The organism is Acinetobacter bereziniae LMG 1003 = CIP 70.12, from assembly GCF_000368925.1.
GTDB classification, from domain to species: Bacteria; Pseudomonadota; Gammaproteobacteria; order Pseudomonadales; family Moraxellaceae; genus Acinetobacter; species Acinetobacter bereziniae.
In genome coordinates, this window is sequence record NZ_KB849756.1 from 2276671 (window position 1) to 2296697 (window position 20027).

The following is a 20027-nucleotide window of genomic DNA, read 5'->3' on the forward strand; positions in this document are numbered from 1 at the left end:
AAATTGATAGGCTAGAAAATTAAAAACTGACTTTGTGCCAAAGTAAAGTTTTTGAGAGAGACAAAAATGACCGATTTAAAAGTTTTGATTAAAAAGTTATCTGCATCTTCACGTACAGCTTTAGAACAATCCGCCAATCTATGTGTAAATCATCAAAATTTTGAAATTGAAATTGAACATTTTTTTGTCAAATTACTTGAGCAGCATGGCAATGATCTTGAAATATTACTAAACAAATGCAAAATTTCAAAAGATGCATTGTTAAGTGATTTGTTAGAATGCATTTCTCAGCTTCCGAAAGGCAATACCCGAACGCCAATCTTTTCAAAATCAATTGTTCGACTTCTGGAACAAGCATGGTTGCTTGCTTCAGCTGAACAAGATTCAGTGATTCGCAGTGGACACTTACTTGTTGCGTTACTTACTGCCTCGGACCTCTATCAAATTGCAATTCGAGCTTCAAGCTTATTTGATCTTTTCCCGATTGATATGATGAAGCATAAATTCTTGGAAATTTGCGTGAACAGTAACGAAAATGTTCCCGTGAATACCACAGAAAAAGAAGCCAAATCTGAAGTAAATTCAGGTGATCATTCAGCCTCACTTAAAAAAACGCCGGCACTGGATCAGTTCACTATTAACCTCACTGAAAAGGCTCAAAAAGGTGGAATAGACCCTGTTATTGGTCGTGAATACGAAATCCGTTTGATGCTGGATATTTTGATGCGTCGTCGTCAAAACAATCCCATCTTAACAGGTGAGCCTGGTGTCGGTAAAACTGCTGTAGTTGAAGGTCTAGCACTTAAAATTTCACAAAACCAAGTTCCCGATGCGCTTAAAAATGTTCAACTGCATTCTTTAGATATGGGCTTGTTACAAGCTGGTGCAAGCGTCAAAGGTGAGTTTGAAAACCGATTAAAACAAGTTATCCAAGAAGTGCAACAATCAGCTCACCCAATTATCCTGTTTATTGATGAAGCTCACACCATGATTGGTGCTGGTGGTCAAGCAGGTCAAAATGATGCAGCAAACTTGTTAAAACCTGCATTGGCGCGTGGTGAATTAAGAACAATTGCAGCAACAACATGGGCGGAATATAAGCAGTATTTTGAAAAAGATGCCGCTTTGAGTCGTCGCTTCCAAGTGGTTAAAGTTGAAGAACCAACCGAAGAAGTGGCTATCGATATGTTACGTGCCATGATTCCTGTGATGGCAAATCACTTTAACTTACGTATTGATGATGAAGCCATTGTTACCGCTGTACATTCATCACACCGTTATATCAGTGGGCGTCAACTCCCAGATAAAGCCATTAGTGTATTAGATACAGCGGCTGCACGAGTTGCACTCACACAAAATGCCCAACCTGTGAAATTGGATCAACTCAAAGCTCAACAACATAATTTAAATTTAGAATTCAATATCATTGAAAATGAGCATAAGCATGAGTCAATTCATGAAGAACGCTTAGCACAACTTAAACGATCTTTAGATACACTTGAGCAAGAAATTCAAGAAACAGAACAACAATGGCAAGCTGAATTGGATTTAATTCAGCAAATCAAAGTATTAGAAAGCGGTACCGATACGGAACAAGCATCACATAAAGATGAAATCCTAAAACTTCGTAACAACTTAGCTGAACTGCAAGGTCAAGAACCTCTGGTTTTTGAACGTGTAAATGCACAAATCATCAATGAAATTATTTCAGATTGGACTGGTATTCCTGTTGGGAAAATGGTCAATGATGAAATTAAACAAATTCTCAGCTTGGAAGAAAAACTCGAACAACGTGTAATGGGACAAGATTATGCATTACATCAGCTGGTTCAAGGGATTAAAACATCGAAAGCACGCTTAGAAGATCCGAATAAACCACAAGGTGTCTTCATGCTAGTTGGTCCAAGTGGTGTCGGTAAAACGGAAACCGCCTTAGCACTTGCCAATGAGCTTTATGGTGGTGAATCGCATTTAATCACCATCAATATGTCTGAATACCAAGAAGCACATACTGTTTCCTCTCTCAAAGGTGCACCTCCAGGGTATGTAGGTTATGGTCAAGGTGGTGTATTAACGGAAGCTGTTAGACGTAATCCTTATAGTGTTGTTTTACTGGACGAGATTGAAAAAGCGCATAGCGATGTTCAAGAATTGTTCTACCAAGTTTTCGACAAAGGAACACTTGAAGACGGTGAAGGTAGAGTTATTGATTTTAAAAATACCACGATTTTGTTGACCTCAAATACAGGTTCAAACGCCATTATGCAGGCATGTTTAAATCAGCCTGTAGAAGAGTGGCCAAGCGCTGAAGAGCTTACCGAGCAACTTAAGCCAAGTTTATATAAGCAATTTAAACCTGCATTTTTGGGTCGTATGCGGATTGTGCCATATTTCCCATTACATGATGATCTTCTGGTCAGAATTATTGAACATAAAATTGGCAAAATTACTGCACGACTCGAAAAACAATACGAAACCAAAGTGACATATAGCGATGATTTGATCGAGTTAATTCTCAGTCGTTGCACAGAGGTGGATAGTGGTGCGCGTAATGTTGACAATATTTTAAATGCTTCTGTCTTACCTGCATTAGCAACAGAAATGCTGGTTGCGCTAGCAGAACAAAAAATTCCTAAATTGATTCATATCGACACCAAAGATGATGAAATTATTTACCTTTTAGATCCACAAGCCAAATCTGCAAAGAAGAAATCGAGTAAGAAGCCAAAGGTTGTGGAAGCTTAAATTCACGAGTATAGAGAATGGATATTAATTTAGATACCTTACTAAAACCTATTTCAGATGAACATCCATGTGGAGAAGATTTATCTTTTTCCAATGAGTTTCATGAAATAAAAAAAGCACGAACACATGATGATCCACTATTAGATCAGGGGGATTGGATCTCTGAACCTAAGCAAGCGGATTGGTCATTTGTTGCTGAAAAATCTGTTCAATTATTAACAGATAAAACTAAGGATATCCGTTTACTGACTTGGCTGACCGAAGCTTGGACAAATCTATATGGTTTTGAAGGTTTAATTAAAGGACTAGAGCTGAGCCATCGCGTCTTAGAGCAATTCTGGTTAAAGCTCCATCCTGAAATTGAAGATGATGATTTAGATCAACGTCTCGGGTTGCTACAAGGCTTCACAACACAATTACCCGGCTTGATCAAGAATGTTCCACTCATCAACATTCAACCATTCTACTCACTTGCCCAATACGAAAAATTTTTACATTTACAAAATGTGCGTCGTAAGCAAGCTGAAGATTCTGACAGTGTGGAAGCATCGCTAGAATTAGACCAATTCAACCAAGCTTTATTCAATACATCTCGGACATTTCAATATCAAAATTATCAGCAATTTCAGGAAATTTTGCAGCATTGGAATATCATTAAACAAGTGCTCGATTCTTTGATGGAGTTGGAAGCGCCAAGTTTTGCCAATGTAGATTCTCAACTTGAAAATATTCAAATGAATCTAAAAAAAATCTATAAAGCAGAATCTTTTGGCAGCAACACCAATACAGCGCCTATGGAAAATACAGATACTCAAGTTCAAATACCAATTGCATCAGCTACAGAGTCCTATGCAGCTCCAGTTGTTCAAACACAAAGTTTTCAGCCACAACCACAAAGTCACTTACAGAACCGTGAACAGGCAATGCGTGTTTTACAAGATATTGCTGATTATTTTCAAACCAATGAACCACATAGCCCTGTAAGTTATATGCTGCAAAAAACCATTAAATGGAGTCAAATGCCTTTACACGAATGGTTAACTCAAGTCATTAAAAATGATAATCCCCTTGATTCTATTCAAGAATTACTGGGCGTCAACCAAAATAATGAATCTTCTGAGTGGTAATCCAATATGTTTAAAGCTGAAAAAGTTCTTTGGGGTGAAGGTTTATTTTTAAGACCACAGCATTTCCAACTACAAGATACCTATCAAGAACAACGTTTAAATCATACCGTTCGTTCTACTATTCCCTATCCTTATGGGATTAAAAATCTTCGTTTTGACGAAACTCAATTGGGTACACATGTACTGGCTTTAGAACACATTGATATGATTTGGCAGGATGGCGAGATTTATCAAGCACCAGCTAAAGATCTTTTGCCACAACCGATCTTATTGGATGAATTGAATTTGCGTGGTGAAATGCTCATTTATTTAGCATTGCCGATCTTACAACCCAATAAGAAAAACATTTCAGATGATCAGGATAAGCAACCTGCGCGCTATCATTCTTATTTGAATGAAACACATGATCTGTTTACAGATGCAACACCTGCTGAAATTACTTTTCTGAGACGTCGTACTGAATTCAAACTTTTTGATATTCAAGCTGATCCGAATCAGGATTTAGATGGCTTTTTGTATTTAGCGATTGGAAAAATCAAACGTCATAGTTCAGGTAATTTTGAAATTGATTCAAAATATATTCCGCCAATTTTACATATTCAGTCGAATGAAACCCTGTTGGCGAATTTGAAACGAACTTTAAATGTTGTTCGTGCCAAAATCAAAATGATTCAAACCAATAACCGTGAAAATGAACAGAAACTGATCGAGTTTAGATCGGGAGATATTGTGTCTTTCTGGTTGGTGAATGCACTCAATACTGCTCATGCAACATTAAACCATCTTTTGCAAAATCCTCAAATTCATCCTGAGAAATTGTTCTTTGAGTTGTTACGTTTAACAGGTTCATTGCTCACCTTCTCTACCGCATATGAAGTTGAGCATTTACCACAATATCAACATCACAACCTGCAAGATAGTTTTACTCAATTAGATAAAATCTTACGTGAACTGTTAGATACGATTATTTCAAGTCGTTATATCAGTATCGCATTGAAAGAAATTCGTCCATCGTATTGGGTAGGCAGTTTAGAAACCGATAAAATTACTAAAGAATCAAGACTTTATATCGCAGTCTCAAGTGGTATGATGCAGACACACGAATTGATTCAAATCGTACCTTTACGTTTCAAAGTTGGTAATACGGTAGATGTAGAACAACGTGTTGTTGCAGCACTTCCTGCAATTCCAATTCATCATTTGGTACAAATTCCAACGGCCATTCCAGTACGATCAGGGGTGAGCTATTTCGAAATTGAGCCACACCACGAGATGTATCAGCGTATGCTTGATTCTGAAACCATTTGTATTTATGTACCAGCAGGTTTCCAAGATATCAGTATTGAGCTGATCGCAGTGATGAACGGTTAAGAGGATGAGCAAATGAGTCAGAACAATAATATCGCCCCTTCACTGTTTGATGATGGACAAATTGGGGCAGGTTCTTTACCTCAACCGACTAAAAATACACAAGCAACCAATTTGGTTGATCTTTTGCACGACGGTTTTTATATCGTCTTTTTATTAAGAAATCAGTACGTTCCTGAAAATGCTGATCGCTTTAAAGATAAGATTTTAGATTTACTCAATCGCTTCGAACATCAAGCCAAGAAACTACAGTTTTCAGCAGAAGATATTCAAGACGCAAAGTATGCCTATTGCGCTTTACTTGATGAAACGATTGTTACCCAACAAGATCCTTCTTTTTTCAATCTACAAAATCATTGGTTAATCAGCCCATTACAGTTGACCCTGTTCGGTTCACAACTGGCGGGTTATCGTTTTTTTGAGTTTTTAGAGCTGATTCGTGCCCGTGGTAAAGAAAGACTCGCATCACTCGAAGTTTATCATTATTGCTTATTGCTCGGTTTTCAAGGTAAGTATCGTATTGAATCTATTGAGAGTTTGAATCACTTAGTCGCACGAGTCGGTGATGAAATTGATTACTTAAAAGGTAAAAAAGCTGCTTTTTCACCTTTTGCTGCGCTACCTGATCAGATCAAAAATATTATTCATCGAGAATTACCTTTTGTTTGGATTCTAATTTTCCTGTTGTTATTTGCAGTGCTTGCTTTTGCAGGATTAAAAATTATGTTGAATAAGAATGAAGATGCTTCGCTTGCAAAATTTAATAATGTAATTGCAGCGCCAGCAGAACAAGCGCATATCACGATTCTATTGCCTTGACGGTAAAATTATGACACAAGAAAAGCAAACATCTATTCGTATATTACAAAGTAAGCCTGTTAAAAAAACTTGGGGAAAATCATCAATCTTTTTACTTGGCTTATTAACCGGGATCATCCTTTCAGCGATCTTTTTCTTTATTTTTATCAATTTTAACCAGCCTGAAACTTTAACTGACTCAGTTGAAACAACATCCGCTGTACAAGAACAAGATGTACAAGCGCATACTGAAGAAGCTACAAACAATCAACATGATGAAAGCGCTGGTGCTTATAAACAACATATTAATGAGAAAGACTTTAATCAAATTTTCAAACATGAAAATAAGCCTGTACCTCAACCAGTTCCAAAGAGCGGCTCACCATTTGAACAAATGCTCAAACCAGAAGTGAAGCCTGCTCCTGCAGTAGCATCTAAACCACCAGTTGTACCTGCAAAACCTGTAGCCGCTGCAACAGCCAAACCGAAAGTTGAGGCAAAAGCAGCTGAAAAAGAAGCTCCAGCGAAAAAGGAAGAAGTTCAAGAGATCTCTCCTGAAGCGACTGTCAAAATGACCATAGAAAGAAAAGAGATAGAAAACAAACCATGATTTTGTTTGTTGTTATTTGTTTTCTCTTTTTGGTGATTGGTCTTACTTTTTTAATGTCTTATGAGATCAGAAACAAAACTTTAGACTATTTAAAAGCACTGCTACCACAGGGTAAGAAAAAACTAGCATCTGCAAAACATTTCGCAGAGCAAATGAACCAAGCAGCTTCTGCACATCAAACTCAGACCCATTGGCATTTACAACAATGGTGGATTTTGATTGCAGGTTTTTTTCTGCTTTCCAGTATTTTAGTTTTTGCCTTTACTCGACCCATTGACCCGACAAAAGTAGAAGCAGAATACTTAAGACAGACAGATCCACAAATCTATGCATTGCTTAATGGTGAGGTCTTAAGCCCTCCGCCTGCTGTTGATGACAGCTTAATTGATGCCGCAATTGTGCAAGCTCAAATCCTAGAGAGAGAAAATCCACTTCCAAATCATCAATTCCCAAGTGTGAATCCATCAGCGATTGATAACGAAGGAGTTGGGGATCAGAGAAGCAGTTTTGATACGGCAATGGTTGACCGTAAATGGGACAAAATGCATCCAAGTTATAAGCAACGTTTGCTGATGGTCTTTAAAATCATGAAAGAACGTCACGGTTATGAAATGGTTCTTTTAGAAGGTTATCGTAGCCCTGAACGTCAAACACGTTTATCGGGCAATACAGCAACCACTTTAGCCAAAGCCTATCAAAGTTATCATCAATTTGGTTTAGCTGCTGATGTAGCCTTTAAACGTGATGGCAAAGTAGTGATTTCTGAACGTGATCCATGGGCTTGGAAAGGTTATCAACTGTATGGTGTTGTCGCTGAATCAGTAGGTTTAACCTGGGGTGGTCGTTGGACAAGAATTCATGACTATGGTCATACTGAATTCCGAATGCCTGGGCTACGTAAAAACCGTGAATCTGCTGAACGCTTAATTGCAGAAGCACAAGGTAAAGGTCTCATGGCAAATAATATTGAGGTCAATTAATGAAAATTTTATTGTTGTAGGAAATTGCTTACAACAATCACAGCGATTGTCATCTATACGATTAGTGATCAATTTTATATTCTATGGTCATAGGGAACAGGAAGTTTCCCAGACAAAACAACAATAACCAAGTGTCTGAGCATCAGGAACGTGAGATTCGACAGGAGTCAGATCTAACACACCAATACGAAGAAAACCCCATCAGGATGATGGGGTTTTCTTTTTATAGCCATACCATTTTTTTGATTTATAGTTTCTTTAAATATTCGACTATTTCTTTATTATTCGCCATTTCTGCCAGTTCCAAGGCTGTAAATTGTGCTTTATAGTGGACATCAGCACCCTGACTCACTAATAACTTCAAAATGTCTAAATGATTATTTTCGGCTGCGGCTTGTAATGCACTATAACCTTCTTCATCCATTTGATTGGCATCAATCCCTTGTGATAAAAGCTGTTCGACTTGTTCAATATCGCCAAGTGAAGCAGCATACACCAGTTCAGGAAGATAAAGTTCTTCATCATCATTAGGAATGGGAGAGAATGAGTTCAGTTTCATAAAAAGATCCTATTTGACTGAATTATTACCCGCAAAATTTTAAATGACAACATCAAATTTAAATTATTCTGAAAGGATTACCAAAATTTCCACCACTTTTGTGTGTTTAAATTTTGATGTATTTGTGGTGCTGTATTTTGAATTTCTTCGCCCTTTTCATTATATATCTCATCGCCATCACCACGAACACTTGCTTTAAAATACTGTGCAATTTTATACATTTTTATTAGAATTTCACGATCTGGATTTTTCACGCTAATACTATTTTTAGACGGAGAAAAATAAACATTTACCCCCTCTGGATATTTAGAATAGCCCTTCCATATACATAATCCTTCAATTTTAAAACTTAAAACCTCATTTTCAGGACCAATAATTTCAATTTGGTCGTTACGATCCATTTCAGGATCATTTTCTATATATTCTAGCCATTTATCTAATGTAATTTTATTTTGTGGTTCAGAATCAATCTGCTCAATATGAATAGAATATCCCATATGATTTCCCTTAATTTGTAATAATTATTCTTAATAATTTTAATAGAAAGCTTATAAATAGGATAGATGTATTTCCATTTCACATAAAAAAACACCCTCAACATTTTAGTTGAGGGTGTTTTAAGAATTAAAAGCTGGCGATGACTTACTCTCACATGGGTAACCCCACACTACCATCAGCGCTAAGAGGTTTCACTTCTGAGTTCGGGAAGGGATCAGGTGGTTCACTCTTGCTATTGTCGCCAGCAAACTGTTATGGACTTTTTCGGGTCTTATGGGTATGCCTTACTTTGTTCCAAATGAGTTTAACAGAAGAACATTTGAGTTGGTTATTGTAACTAGCTTTACAACTAAATCAAGTTTCTTTGATCTTTTATGAATCAAATGATGCTTCACATACAACTGCTTGGGTGTTGTATAGTCAAGCCTCACGAGCAATTAGTATTGGTCAGCTTCATGCGTCACCGCACTTCCACATCCAACCTATCAACGTCGTAGTCTTCAACGGCTCTTTAGAGGACATAAAGTCCTAGGGAAATCTTATCTTGAGGTAGGCTTCCCGCTTAGATGCTTTCAGCGGTTATCCCTTCCGAACATAGCTACCCGGCGATGCGACTGGCGTCACAACCGGTACACCAGAGGTTCGTCCACTCTGGTCCTCTCGTACTAGGAGCAGATCCTCTCAAATTTCCAACGCCCACGGTAGATAGGGACCGAACTGTCTCACGACGTTCTAAACCCAGCTCGCGTACCTCTTTAAATGGCGAACAGCCATACCCTTGGGACCTGCTTCAGCCCCAGGATGAGATGAGCCGACATCGAGGTGCCAAACACCGCCGTCGATATGAACTCTTGGGCGGTATCAGCCTGTTATCCCCAGAGTACCTTTTATCCGTTGAGCGATGGCCCTTCCATACAGAACCACCGGATCACTAAGACCTACTTTCGTACCTGCTCGACTTGTGGGTCTCGCAGTTAAGCGCGCTTTTGCCTTTATACTCTACGCGTGATTTCCGACCACGCTGAGCGCACCTTCGTACTCCTCCGTTACTCTTTAGGAGGAGACCGCCCCAGTCAAACTACCCACCAGACATGGTCCTCGTCCCGGATAACGGGACAGAGTTAGAACCTCAATATTACCAGGGTGGTATTTCAAGGATGGCTCCATAGCAACTGGCGTCGCTACTTCTAAGCCTCCCACCTATCCTACACAAGTAAGATCAAAGTTCAATGTCAAGCTGCAGTAAAGGTTCACGGGGTCTTTCCGTCTAGCCGCGGGTACACCGCATCTTCACGGCGATTTCGATTTCACTGAGCCTCTGCTGGAGACAGCGCCCCCATCATTATGCCATTCGTGCAGGTCGGAACTTACCCGACAAGGAATTTCGCTACCTTAGGACCGTTATAGTTACGGCCGCCGTTTACTGGGGCTTCGATCAAGAGCTTCGCTTACGCTAACCCCATCAATTAACCTTCCAGCACCGGGCAGGCATCACACCCTATACGTCCACTTTCGTGTTTGCAGAGTGCTATGTTTTTAATAAACAGTTGCAGGGGCCTGGTTTCTGTGGCTGCCAATAGCTCAAGGAGCAAGTCCTATCACCGTCAGCAGCGTACCTTCTCCCGAAGTTACGGTACCATTTTGCCTAGTTCCTTCAGCAGAGTTCTCTCAAGCGCTTTGGTCTACTCGACCTGACCACCTGTGTCGGTTTCGGGTACGATTCCTGTGTAACTGAAGCTTAGAGACTTTTCCTGGAAGCATAGTATCAGCCACTTCACGAGTAAACTCGCTTGCTATCAGTTCTCAGCATAGAGCACCCCGGATTTGCCTAAGATGCATGCCTACAACCTTCCACCTGGACAACCAACGCCAGGCTGACTTAACTTTCTCCGTCCTCTCATCGCATTACACAGAAGTATTGGAATATTAACCAATTTCCCATCGACTACGCCTCTCGGCCTCGCCTTAGGGGTCGACTCACCCAGCCCCGATTAACGTTGGACTGGAACCCTTGGTCTTTCAGCGAACGGGTTTTTCACCCGTTTTGTCGTTACTCACGTCAGCATTCGCACTTCTGATACCTCCAGCATGCTTCTCAACACACCTTCATCGGCTTACAGAACGCTCCCCTACCACGTATACAATGTATACATCCGCAGCTTCGGCATATAGTTTTAGCCCCGTTACATCTTCCGCGCAGGCCGACTCGACTAGTGAGCTATTACGCTTTCTTTAAAGGGTGGCTGCTTCTAAGCCAACCTCCTAGCTGTCTATGCCTTCCCACATCGTTTCCCACTTAACTATAATTTTGGGGCCTTAGCTGGCGGTCTGGATTGTTTTCCTCTTGACTACGGACGTTAGCACCCGCAGTCTGTCTCCCGGATAGTACTCATAGGTATTCGGAGTTTGCATCGGTTTGGTAAGTCGGGATGACCCCCTAGCCGAAACAGTGCTCTACCCCCTATGGTATTCGTCCGAGGCGCTACCTAAATAGCTTTCGGGGAGAACCAGCTATCACCGAGTTTGATTAGCCTTTCACCCCTATCCACAAGTCATCCCCTGGCTTTTCAACGACAGTGGGTTCGGTCCTCCAGTTAGTGTTACCCAACCTTCAACCTGCTCATGGATAGATCACCCGGTTTCGGGTCTATACCCAGCAACTAAACGCCCTATTAAGACTCGATTTCTCTACGGCTCCCCTATGCGGTTAACCTTGCTACTGAATATAAGTCGCTGACCCATTATACAAAAGGTACGCAGTCACCGAACAAGTCGGCTCCCACTGCTTGTATGCATGCGGTTTCAGGATCTATTTCACTCCCCTCACAGGGGTTCTTTTCGCCTTTCCCTCACGGTACTGGTTCACTATCGGTCAGTCAGGAGTATTTAGCCTTGGAGGATGGTCCCCCCATATTCAGACAAGGTTTCACGTGCCTCGCCCTACTCGTCATCATTATATGTGCACTTTCGTGTACGGGACTATCACCCTCTACGGTAGCACTTCCCAGAGCTTTCCGCTAATACACATATAACTTAATGGGCTGATCCCCGTTCGCTCGCCGCTACTGAGGGAATCTCAATTGATTTCTTTTCCTAAGGGTACTGAGATGTTTCACTTCCCCTCGTTCGCCTCGCATGACTATGTATTCATCATGCGATACCTACCTTATGGTAAGTGGGTTTCCCCATTCAGAAATCTCCGGATCACAGGATATTTGCCGCCTCCCCGAAGCTTATCGCAGGCTATTACGTCTTTCATCGCCTCTGACTGCCAAGGCATCCACCACATGCACTTAATTACTTGACTATACAACCCCAAACAGTCGTTAATCCCTACAAGGAGGATCAACAATGTGGATTTAACCACTTCTATTTGTTGCTTGTGAACTTAATCACTGTACAGCTTCAATTTAATTCATATACCAAAACGCTTGATTCAGTTTTATCGCTAGTTCTCATTTCATTCCGCTTTAACAATTGCTTGTTAAGCTTCATAAAACGAGTTAAACAATTATTTCAACTCAAATATATTCTGTTAATGATTCACTACCGCCTCGTCAGCAAGTAGTTCACTGTGATAAATCACAGAAGTTAATAAACTCTATAAACTTCAGTTCATTAATTTCTATAATCAATTTCATCTTTCAAATGGATGCCTGCGCGAAGCACAGCTCCTTGCTTAAATTCTCGGACAAAGCGTTGCTTTGTTTTCCCTCAAATTTGGTGGAGACTAGGAGAGTCGAACTCCTGACCTCCTGCGTGCAAAGCAGGCGCTCTACCAACTAAGCTAAGTCCCCAGCTTAAGATCTTAATATATCTGCTCTTCTGTATTCAGTAGACTTGGTGGGTCTGACAAGACTTGAACTTGTGACCCCACGCTTATCAAGCGTGTGCTCTAACCAACTGAGCTACAGACCCTCAGATACATCAATGAAGAACAACTTGTTGTGGATTCTTACCAATCGTCAATCTTTCGTTAAGGAGGTGATCCAGCCGCAGGTTCCCCTACGGCTACCTTGTTACGACTTCACCCCAGTCATCGGCCACACCGTGGTAAGCGTCCTCCTTACGGTTAGACTACCTACTTCTGGTGCAACAAACTCCCATGGTGTGACGGGCGGTGTGTACAAGGCCCGGGAACGTATTCACCGCGGCATTCTGATCCGCGATTACTAGCGATTCCGACTTCATGGAGTCGAGTTGCAGACTCCAATCCGGACTACGATCGGCTTTTTGAGATTAGCATCCTATCGCTAGGTAGCAACCCTTTGTACCGACCATTGTAGCACGTGTGTAGCCCTGGTCGTAAGGGCCATGATGACTTGACGTCGTCCCCGCCTTCCTCCAGTTTGTCACTGGCAGTATCCTTAAAGTTCCCATCCGAAATGCTGGCAAGTAAGGAAAAGGGTTGCGCTCGTTGCGGGACTTAACCCAACATCTCACGACACGAGCTGACGACAGCCATGCAGCACCTGTATGTAAGTTCCCGAAGGCACCAATCCATCTCTGGAAAGTTCTTACTATGTCAAGACCAGGTAAGGTTCTTCGCGTTGCATCGAATTAAACCACATGCTCCACCGCTTGTGCGGGCCCCCGTCAATTCATTTGAGTTTTAGTCTTGCGACCGTACTCCCCAGGCGGTCTACTTATCGCGTTAGCTGCGCCACTAAAGTCTCAAAGACCCCAACGGCTAGTAGACATCGTTTACGGCATGGACTACCAGGGTATCTAATCCTGTTTGCTCCCCATGCTTTCGTACCTCAGCGTCAGTATTAGGCCAGATGGCTGCCTTCGCCATCGGTATTCCTCCAGATCTCTACGCATTTCACCGCTACACCTGGAATTCTACCATCCTCTCCCATACTCTAGCTTCCCAGTATCGAATGCAATTCCCAAGTTAAGCTCGGGGATTTCACATCCGACTTAAAAAGCCGCCTACGCACGCTTTACGCCCAGTAAATCCGATTAACGCTCGCACCCTCTGTATTACCGCGGCTGCTGGCACAGAGTTAGCCGGTGCTTATTCTGCGAGTAACGTCCACTCATCTTGGGTATTAACCAAAAGAGCCTCCTCCTCGCTTAAAGTGCTTTACAACCATAAGGCCTTCTTCACACACGCGGCATGGCTGGATCAGGGTTCCCCCCATTGTCCAATATTCCCCACTGCTGCCTCCCGTAGGAGTCTGGGCCGTGTCTCAGTCCCAGTGTGGCGGATCATCCTCTCAGACCCGCTACAGATCGTCGCCTTGGTAGGCCTTTACCCCACCAACTAGCTAATCCGACTTAGGCTCATCTATTAACGCAAGGTCACAAGTGATCCCCTGCTTTCCCCCGTAGGGCGTATGCGGTATTAGCATCCCTTTCGAGATGTTGTCCCCCATTAATAGGCAGATTCCTAAGTATTACTCACCCGTCCGCCGCTAGGTCAATTACCGAAGCAATCTCCCCCGCTCGACTTGCATGTGTTAAGCCTGCCGCCAGCGTTCAATCTGAGCCATGATCAAACTCTTCAGTTAAAATCATTAGTGACTTAAGGTCACAATTCTGGCTCATCAATGTACTGACAAATTCTCTCAAATAAACTTCGAGTAATTTAAACCAATCAATCAATGATAATATTTCGATCAATCAATCAGTAAAAATCCACACAAGTTGTTCTTCATATTCTCTTAATGATCAATTTATCACCTCGTCAGTGACAAATAAGACGCAATAAACATTCAACAACTTAACCCTCTAAGCTAAGTTCGTTTGCTGTATCGCGTCGGGATGAGCTCATTATAGGGCAATTTCTTACACACGCAAGTGCTTTTAACTGATTGTTTTATTGAGTGTTGTATTTTTACGCACTATTTTGGTTCATTTTTAGACTTATTATAGCGTAAGCTTTTAATAATAAAGCAGAAATATGACCAAAATATTTCTGCTTTATTTTTTAATTATTTTTTGACATTGCTCTTTATGGTTTGAATACTGATGATTTTTACAGCTTGTTTAGGTACATCTTGATACATCCCAACTGTTGCTGTAGGGCTTTGCACTATTTTATCTACGATATCGAGCCCTTGAGTAACTTTACCAAACACGGCGTAACCTGGGTTACCCGCAGACTTATTTAAAAAGTCGTTATTTGCAACGTTAATAAAGAATTGACTGGTTGCTGAATTTGGTGCATTGGTTCTCGCCATTGCTAAAGTGCCACGAAGGTTCTTTAAACCATTACTCGATTCGTTTTGAATCGGCGCCTGCGTTACTTTCTCTTTCATATTACTATCGAAGCCACCGCCTTGGATCATAAAGCCAGGAATAACGCGATGGAAAATGGTGCCATTATAGAATTGACTATTTACATAGCTCTTAAAATTCTTAACGGAAATTGGAGCTTGATCATCATATAGTTCAATATTGATGTTGCCCAAGTTGGTTTTGATTTGCATATCTGTATTGGCAAATACAGGATGCATGAGAATGCCCAAAGCAACACCCATACCGATTTTCTTAATCATTGTCTTTTTTTCCTTAAATTGATTTGATAAGTTTGCGCTTATATTAGTGTGCTTTTATATGATTGAAAAATGACATTTCACCACCTTTACCAATACCCTACATTTATCTGTTGAGATAAAGTTGAAGTTCGAATTGTTTAAATGGTCTCAGTATCTTTATATATGGTCAGCTTAGTTATCTTATGTATTTTGCTTTTTACTTGGTTTGATTGTTTTTTAATCAATAACTATTGTTTCACGTGAAACAATAGTTATTGATACTCAATATGCGATCGGCTTTATTGTTTATCCCAAAATTTACGAAACTCTTTACTCATTTCAATGACGTATTTTTTTGCTTTTCGTGATACTGGCGTTAGGTTGATAAAACCGTGAGTTTGATCTTCATAATCATGGTAATGAACTTTGACACCATTTTGTCTGAGTTTGTAGGCGTAAATTTTACCTTCATCATGCAATACATCATGCCCTGCTGTGACCACAAAGGCTGGTGCAAGTTTCTTGAGAGGACCATTGGTTGGTGAAATGATTGGATCATCCAAGGCAACATTAAAACGTGTAACGTAATAATCTGTCACATAATCAATATCAGAACCTGTTAAAACCAAGCCATCTTTATAAGCAAAGAAGGAAGGATGTCGACTCTTAAAATCAACTGCAGGATAAATTAAAAATTGAGCTTGTGGTGCATATACTGAATTTACTGTTCGTTGTGCCACGACTGCACTAATATTGCCACCTGCACTATCTCCACCAACCGCAATCCGACTTTTCAGGATTTTAAATTGACGGCGATTTTGATATACCCAAGCCAGAGCATCTTCACATGACTGGATCAATTCGCGAGGTCCAACTTCTGGAGCGAGTGGATATTCAATACTTAAAACTTGAACTTTTGCATGTGCTGCAATTAATCGACACACTTCATCATGGGTATCAACACTCCCCACGACAAAACCACCGCCATGGTAAAAAACAAGCATTGGTAATTTTTTATTTGGTGCGGGATGATAATGGCGCGCATAAACACTACCACTTTGTAATGGTAAACGAATATCTTCTACAAACTGAACATGGGTAGGTTTATTGATAATAGATTGCATTTGTGATTCAAACTGCTTTCTAGAGCGTTCTACATTTGCACCAATAAAGCCTACTTTACCTTGCTTGAGTTGAGCAGCCATCAAACATTTGGTAAAGCTGTCCAATTGAGGGAATTGGTAAGGATATCCCAATAACTTGCTTAAAGACTCTTGCGCAAATGTCGGTAAACGATCTACAGCACGCCCCGCTGAACCTTGCCCCTTTTCGACTAACTCATGAATATTACGTTGAAAAGCAACCATTATGTTTCTTCCTTAAATGTCCAAATTCTTCATATTTTCTACATGATCAGGAATTGACTGACTATAATCTTATACAAGTCTCGTCATCGATATACAAATATAAATTTTAAATACGCTAATCTGACTAAAATGACTTGTCATTGACTATTTTGCTATATCTCAGTTTTTTTTTGCTATTTTGATTGTTACACGGAGACAACTTATGGCTATCAAAGCATTATTTGTTTCGCTCATAACATCTATTATTGCTGTGGGTTGTGTTGCATTTCCCGATGAAGGTTATGACACACGCGGTTATGGACAACCGATTTATCGTGATTATGGCTATACTCCACGCTATGATTCAAGATATGACCGCAATAATGACCGTCAGCGTTGGGAACGTGAGCGTGCCTATCGTATACAGCAAATGCGGATTGAACAAGAACGGCGCCAAGCTCAGCATGATCGACAACGTTGGCAATATGAACAAGCAAAACGTGATCAAATGAGAAAACAGCATTGGGAACAACGTCGACAAGAGTGGAATAACAAATCTAATCATGATCGTCGCTGGGACAATAGAGCTGACCCAAAACAATGGCAACAGCACGACCACCAAAATCAACGTGATAAAAAACGTGATGATCGTCGAGGGCGTGACAACAATAAAGACTAAGGGTTCAAACTACACCTCGATGCTATTGTCAATTTAGCAAATGCACTGAAGCTTTGAAAAACAAAAATCAAGGTTTTACAAGACTATTTGCCAAATGATCAGGTTTATATTCTGATTTGAAATTTTGTCATTTAAGTCATTGTGATTTCATTCATTTCAGGCAATGATTTGGCTAATGTCAAATGATACTTTCACTCAAATTATGACCATGGAAATGAATGAATTGAGTGGAATATTTGATTGTGTAATAAATCATATCCTGAATTAAATTCTTGATAAAAAGTCCAGTTTGGTTGGACATGAATAATATTGATCATGGAAAGGAAAAAAATAATGAAATGGTCTCATGCCCTCATTGTTGCTACAGGTCTTTTGGCTGCTGTCTCTACTACTCAAGCAAAACAAGTCATGTGTGTGTTTGATTTGGTTGGTAAAAATGGCGACGTTTTTACATTAATGAAAGATTATCAACTTGCAGCGAAAAACTGGGGTGCAGATCTTGAATTAAAAGTAAATTCTAATGAAGCCGTCATTGCTGAAGATTTTAAAGCTGGTAAATGTGATGCTGTCAGTATTACGGGAATGCGTGGTCGTCAATTTAATAGTTTTACAGGCTCTTTAGATGCCATAGGTGCGATTCCTGACCTTAATCTTGCGGTAAAAATCATGCAAGGACTTGCTAGTCCAAATTTTGCCAAATACATGACCAATGGAAAGTATGAAGTGGTCGGGGTAATTCCTGTTGGTGATGCTTTCCTCATGGTCAATGACCGTAACATCAATACCGTTGCCAAAGCAGCAGGGAAAAAAATTGCAGTTCTTGACTATGACCAAGCCCAAAAGATTATGGTTCAACAAATTGGTGCTCAAGCTGTAAGCGCCGATGTAACCAATTTTGGGAGTAAGTTTAACAATGGGCAGGTTGATATTATTGGTGCACCTGCTGCTGTATTTAAACCACTAGAGTTACATAAAGGTCTAGGCAGTAAAGGTGCGATTGTTAATTATCCACTTTTACAAGTGACTGGAAATATTATTATTCGCCCTGATAAATTCCCAGCTGGTTATGGTCAAAAGTCTCGTGATTGGATTAAAACTCAGCTTCCTCGCGCCAACAGTATTATTGGTAAGATGAAGGCAGATATTCCTGCTAAATACTGGATGCAGGTGCCTGAAGGTGATAAACCAGGGTATCAAAAGTTAATGCGTGAGTCGCGTATCAGCTTAACCAAACAAGGTGTTTACAATAAGCAAATGATGAAAATTCTTTGGCAATTCCGTTGTAAAAATGACCCTAAAAACTTTGAGTGTGCACTACAAGATGAGAACTATAAATAATTCCAGATTAAATCCGATAAATTTAGTCTGAATTTACTTTAAAGTTCACTCACTGACCATATATTGAGTATGTTATACTGAATATATGGTCTTTTTGTTTAAGCCATTCGAAATATGAGGAACAATATCATGACCGCCCAAGCACTTGAGCTGACCGACAATGCTGCAAATAAAGTTCGCCAACTTCGTGATAGCGAAGGTAATCAAGATTTGATGTTACGTGTCTATGTAACGGGTGGCGGCTGTTCTGGTTTTTCTTATGGATTTAATTTTGCTGAAAGCATGAACGAAGATGACGCAGAATTTATCAACGGCGATGTAAAAATGTTAGTTGACTCGTTGAGTTACCAATATCTTGTTGGCTCAAAAGTAGATTATGTTGAAGGTCTAGAAGGCTCTCGCTTTATTGTTGAAAATCCAAATGCAACAACCACATGTGGCTGTGGTTCATCATTCTCCATTTAATTCAAAGCATATTTTGAATCAAATCATGCCCTCTTCTTGTGAGGGCATTTTTATGGTTAGAACATCAATATTAAATCGTTTCTAAAATATACTGACTCAATGCTTTGGCATTTTGAACAGGAATCCAATGTGTTGCATCCATAATAATTTCTCTATAAGGTGCAGCAATATAACGATGATTCAATTCGACACTTTTTGCACTTACTGCTGAATCATGTTTGCCCCAAATAAACAAAGTTGGAACGCGAATCGGTTGAGTAAGATGGCGGTTTGAACTAAATGGAAGTCCTCGATACCAATTTAATGCATAGCTTAAACGTTGTTCAGCCACCATGTCCTGTTGAAAATCTTCAAGTTGTTTCGTAGTCATTCCTGAATCTTTTAATAGACCTAAGCCTAATTTTGGGACTTTTTCAAACAACAGCTCGGGAATCTTAGGCAGTTGAAATAATCCAATATAATATGATTTTAATAGTTGATTACTGCTCAGCATTGCTCGCATAAATGCGGCTTTATGTGGAACTGAAACCGTAATGAGATGTTTAATTTTTTCAGGATAATGCTGGGCAACCTCCCAAGCCACGACAGCCCCCCAGTCATGTCCGACCAAATATATAGGTTGCTGGATCATTTCTAATAAAGCATTTACATCTGCTACCAACTCTGCACTTCGATAGTCCCGACGATTTTCTGGTTGCGCCCCAAGACTATATCCACGCTGATTAATAGCAAAAGTTCGATAGCCTTGTTCATTTAAGATTTCAGCGGTTTCTGTCCAACTTTTATTGGTTTCAGGAAAACCATGTAATAACACAAAAATCTGTCCATCTAAAGGACCTGAATCAATCACGTCAAAGGTTAAACCTTCTCTTTGAAAAGACTCAATACGTTGTTTTTCTATTGCTAAGCTCATGGGCATCTCAAATTTTATTTTTACTGATCTTGAAAGTTTACTCACGATTTTTTAACAGCAGTACAGGACATTCTTCACGCTAAACAGGTCGATGATTGTTCGACAAAAATTCTGTT

The 20027-nt window shown here is 40.3% G+C and carries 14 protein-coding genes, 2 tRNA genes and 3 rRNA genes; 9 read left to right on the top strand and 10 right to left on the bottom strand.

Translation table 11 applies throughout. The annotated features are described in order from the left end of the window. Nucleotides 1–66 precede the first annotated feature (66 nt). Genes tssH through F938_RS20485 form a run of 6 tightly spaced genes read left to right on the top strand, consistent with a single transcriptional unit; the run spans nucleotide 67 to nucleotide 7628 of the window. Nucleotides 67–2745: a type VI secretion system ATPase TssH gene (tssH, locus tag F938_RS20460; RefSeq protein ID WP_005034785.1), complete on the top strand. Its 2679-nt coding sequence runs from the start codon at nucleotides 67–69 to the stop codon at nucleotides 2743–2745. Between the two features lie 17 nt (nucleotides 2746–2762). Then, a complete protein-coding gene (gene tssA, locus F938_RS20465) occupies nucleotides 2763–3872 on the top strand; it encodes a type VI secretion system protein TssA (RefSeq protein WP_005034788.1) in 1110 nt (369 codons plus the stop codon). 6 nt (nucleotides 3873–3878) lie between these two features. Then, nucleotides 3879–5243 (top strand): type VI secretion system baseplate subunit TssK, encoded by a 1365-nt coding sequence (tssK, locus tag F938_RS20470; protein WP_004832262.1) that lies wholly within the window; start codon nucleotides 3879–3881, stop codon nucleotides 5241–5243. Nucleotides 5244–5255: 12 nt separating this feature from the next. Further along, nucleotides 5256–6059, top strand: coding sequence for a type IVB secretion system protein IcmH/DotU (gene icmH, locus F938_RS20475; RefSeq protein ID WP_005034791.1), 804 nt, complete (start codon nucleotides 5256–5258; stop codon nucleotides 6057–6059). 10 nt (nucleotides 6060–6069) lie between these two features. After that, nucleotides 6070–6648, top strand: coding sequence for a hypothetical protein (locus tag F938_RS20480; RefSeq protein ID WP_005034793.1), 579 nt, complete (start codon nucleotides 6070–6072; stop codon nucleotides 6646–6648). Then, nucleotides 6645–7628 carry a M15 family metallopeptidase gene (locus tag F938_RS20485; protein ID WP_004832269.1) on the top strand — a complete coding sequence of 328 codons (984 nt, stop codon included), beginning with the start codon at nucleotides 6645–6647 and terminating at the stop codon, nucleotides 7626–7628. The genes F938_RS20480 and F938_RS20485 overlap by 4 nt, the downstream gene beginning before the upstream one ends. A gap of 247 nt (nucleotides 7629–7875) precedes the next feature. Here F938_RS20485 and F938_RS20490 read toward each other — a convergent pair whose 3' ends face one another. The 9 genes from F938_RS20490 to F938_RS20530 all read right to left on the bottom strand — a co-directional run bounded on the left by F938_RS20490 (nucleotide 7876) and on the right by F938_RS20530 (nucleotide 16537). Next, on the bottom strand, nucleotides 7876–8187 hold the full coding sequence (locus tag F938_RS20490; protein WP_005034797.1) for an ankyrin repeat domain-containing protein: 312 nt from the start codon (nucleotides 8185–8187) through the stop codon (nucleotides 7876–7878). 77 nt (nucleotides 8188–8264) lie between these two features. Continuing rightward, the gene (locus F938_RS20495) at nucleotides 8265–8684 is read right to left on the bottom strand and encodes a hypothetical protein (RefSeq protein ID WP_005034800.1); all 420 of its coding nucleotides are present in this window, start codon (nucleotides 8682–8684) and stop codon (nucleotides 8265–8267) included. 132 nt (nucleotides 8685–8816) lie between these two features. Then, nucleotides 8817–8931, bottom strand: a 5S ribosomal RNA gene (gene rrf, locus F938_RS20500). Nucleotides 8932–9101: 170 nt separating this feature from the next. After that, nucleotides 9102–11992, bottom strand: a 23S ribosomal RNA gene (locus tag F938_RS20505). A gap of 414 nt (nucleotides 11993–12406) precedes the next feature. Further along, nucleotides 12407–12482 (bottom strand) — tRNA-Ala (locus tag F938_RS20510). Between the two features lie 44 nt (nucleotides 12483–12526). Next, nucleotides 12527–12603 (bottom strand) — tRNA-Ile (locus tag F938_RS20515). Nucleotides 12604–12662: 59 nt separating this feature from the next. After that, nucleotides 12663–14201, bottom strand: a 16S ribosomal RNA gene (locus F938_RS20520). The 16S, 23S and 5S rRNA genes sit together here with 2 tRNA genes alongside, the layout of an rRNA operon. 423 nt (nucleotides 14202–14624) lie before the next feature. Continuing rightward, complete coding sequence (locus F938_RS20525; protein ID WP_005034803.1) at nucleotides 14625–15191, bottom strand: peptidylprolyl isomerase; 567 nt, start codon at nucleotides 15189–15191, stop codon at nucleotides 14625–14627. Between the two features lie 278 nt (nucleotides 15192–15469). Continuing rightward, a complete protein-coding gene (locus tag F938_RS20530; RefSeq protein ID WP_005034805.1) occupies nucleotides 15470–16537 on the bottom strand; it encodes an alpha/beta hydrolase in 1068 nt (355 codons plus the stop codon). Nucleotides 16538–16739: 202 nt separating this feature from the next. On the opposite strand from F938_RS20530, the gene F938_RS20535 reads away from it, so the two are divergent. From F938_RS20535 to erpA, 3 genes are all read left to right on the top strand, one after another. Next, nucleotides 16740–17195, top strand: a complete 456-nt coding sequence (locus tag F938_RS20535) for a hypothetical protein (protein WP_005034807.1) — start codon at nucleotides 16740–16742, stop codon at nucleotides 17193–17195. Nucleotides 17196–17528: 333 nt separating this feature from the next. Next, complete coding sequence (locus F938_RS20540) at nucleotides 17529–18533, top strand: putative solute-binding protein (protein WP_004823961.1); 1005 nt, start codon at nucleotides 17529–17531, stop codon at nucleotides 18531–18533. Nucleotides 18534–18662: 129 nt separating this feature from the next. Further along, entirely contained in the window at nucleotides 18663–18998 is a 336-nt protein-coding gene (gene erpA, locus F938_RS20545; protein WP_004823963.1) for an iron-sulfur cluster insertion protein ErpA, read from the top strand. 70 nt (nucleotides 18999–19068) lie between these two features. Here erpA and F938_RS20550 read toward each other — a convergent pair whose 3' ends face one another. Continuing rightward, on the bottom strand, nucleotides 19069–19911 hold the full coding sequence (locus F938_RS20550; RefSeq protein ID WP_005034810.1) for an alpha/beta fold hydrolase: 843 nt from the start codon (nucleotides 19909–19911) through the stop codon (nucleotides 19069–19071). Between the last annotated feature and the right edge of the window lie 116 nt (nucleotides 19912–20027).